Source organism: Methylobacterium indicum (genome assembly GCF_001043895.1).
GTDB classification, from domain to species: domain Bacteria; phylum Pseudomonadota; class Alphaproteobacteria; order Rhizobiales; family Beijerinckiaceae; genus Methylobacterium; species Methylobacterium indicum.
The window spans coordinates 1-2,133 of record NZ_JTHF01000355.1 but is presented as its reverse complement, the minus strand read 5'-3'; the positions used below and the strand labels follow the sequence as shown (position 1 = coordinate 2,133).

Annotated in this window: 2 protein-coding genes; both read right to left on the bottom strand. The window is 68.9% G+C overall.

Going from position 1 to position 2,133, the window contains the following annotated elements:
• Positions 1-67: 67 nt before the first annotated feature.
• Positions 68-994: a branched-chain amino acid ABC transporter permease gene (locus QR78_RS29830; RefSeq protein ID WP_048431253.1), complete on the bottom strand. Its 927-nt coding sequence runs from the start codon at positions 992-994 to the stop codon at positions 68-70.
• Positions 995-1,031: 37 nt separating this feature from the next.
• Positions 1,032-1,907 (bottom strand): branched-chain amino acid ABC transporter permease, encoded by an 876-nt coding sequence (locus QR78_RS29825; RefSeq protein ID WP_048431252.1) that lies wholly within the window; start codon positions 1,905-1,907, stop codon positions 1,032-1,034.
• Between the last annotated feature and the right edge of the window lie 226 nt (positions 1,908-2,133).

The following is a 2,133-nucleotide window of genomic DNA, read 5'->3' as shown; positions in this document are numbered from 1 at the left end:
AGATGGGGCGAGGCCGGCCGCACTCATGAACGCACACCGTGTCGGAGAAGGGGGAGGGGGCGGGGCATCAGGCGTGGCGCCCCTGGCGGGTGAGGATCCCGAGGAGGCCCGACGGCACGAACAGGATGACGGCGAGCGCGGCGGCCGAGACCACGAAGGTCGAGAGCGAGCCGAGCGGCCGCAGCAACTCGCCGGCGGCGATCAGGAACACGGCGCCGAGCACCCCGCCGACGATGGTGCGCCGCCCGCCGAGCACCGCTCCGATGATGACCTGGACACCGACCGAGACGTCGACCAGCGTGCCGACCGAGGCGGTGCCCATGTAGAAGACGAACAGCGCGCCCGCGAGCCCGGAAAACACCGCGCTGACGCAGAACGCCGCGAGCTTGTGCTTGGCGACGTTGAAGCCGAGCGCACCGGCCTCGACCGGGTCCTGCCCGCTCGCCTGGAGGATCAGCCCGACCGGCGAGACCGCGATGGCGTAGAGGACGAGCCCGCTCACCCCCATGAAGCCCAGCGCGATCCAGTAGTTGGTGGCGGCGTCGATGCTGATGACATCGGGCACGGTGAGCCCGATCTCGCCGCCGGTCGTGTCGGCGAAGACCACGATCAGGTTCTGCAGGATCAGCACCGCCACGACGGTGGTGAGGCCAAAATATGGGCCCCGCACCCGCAGCGCGGGCAGCGCCAGGACGAGGCCGCCGATCACCGCCGCGACCGTGCCGGCGAGCAGGCAGAGCGGGATGCCGACCCCGTGGCCGTTGAGGATGCCGGAGGTGTAGGCCCCGAGCCCGATCAGGAAGGTCGGCCCGAAATTGACCTCGCCGGCAAAGCCGAACAAGAGGTCCCAGGCCATCGAGAACACGCCGAAATAGTACGCGACGGTGAGGAGCCCGAGGATGTAGCCCGAGACCCAGAGCGGCAGCACGCTGGCGAGCGCGAGGCCGATCAGGCAGAGCCAGAACAGCGGATTGCGAAGAGTCTTGGCGAACATTCAGGCCTCTTCTTGGGATGACGAGGGGGCCGGGGGATCAGCGGCGCCCGAGGAGGCCCTGCGGGCGGACATACATCACGGCGACGAGGAGCAGCAGCGCGGGGATGGTCCGGTAGGCCGGGGAGACGAGATAGGCGGTGAGCGTCTCGAGGTAGCCGACGACGTAGGCCGCGATCAGCGAGCCCGAGACGCTGCCGAGACCCCCCAGCACCACGATCGAGAAGGCGCTCGCGGTGAGCGGGCCGACGCTGTAGCTCGACACGCCGAGGAACTGGCCGAGCAGCACCCCGGCGATGCCCGCGAGCACGCCGTAGATGAGCCAGATCGCCACGTAGATCCGCGACAGTTCGAAGCCGAGCAGCGTCACGCCGCGGGGATTCATCGAGGCCGCGAGCAGCACCTTGCCGGTGCGGGTGCGGTTCACGAGGAGCCACAACAGCCCGATCGTCGCCCAGCACACCAGAGCCGTGAAGACCTGGTTCCACGGCGTGCGCACGCCCGCGATGGTCACCACGCCCTCGACGATCGGCATCACCGTCTTGGCGTTGCTGGTGAACAGGTAGGCGATGAACTCCTGGATCATGATGCCCCAGAGCAGGGTGCCGGTGAGGATGAAGATCTCCTTCTCCTCCGGCGGGATCGCCCGGGACTTGTCGATGGGGCGCACCACGACGCCGTAGGTGGCCAGCGTGAGCCCGGTGCAGACGACGATGCCGGCGGCCGCACCCGCGTAAGAGCCGAGGCCGAACTCGCTGGAGGCCGCCCAGGCCACCACCGCGGCGGTGACCATCAGCGCCCCGTGCGAGAGGTTGAGCACGCCCGAGACGCCGAAGATGAGGGTGAAGCCGGTCGCACCGAGCGCGTAGAGCGCCGAGATGGCGAAGCCGTCGATGAGGATCTGGATCGCGGTCATGGGGCTCGCGGGGAAGAGGAGGGGGCGAGGCGCGCGCGAGACCGCCCCTCTCCCGTTTGGGCTAGCGTGTTCGCACATCTCGGTTTGAACGCTTCTCCCTTTGAAGGTAGCGCGCCTCTCCTCCCCCTTGTGGGGAGGAGTTGGAGGTGGGGGTGGTGCCGGATGAAGCTTGCGCTCTACGCGGTACCACCCCCACCCCTAACCCCTCCCCACAAGGGGGAGGGGA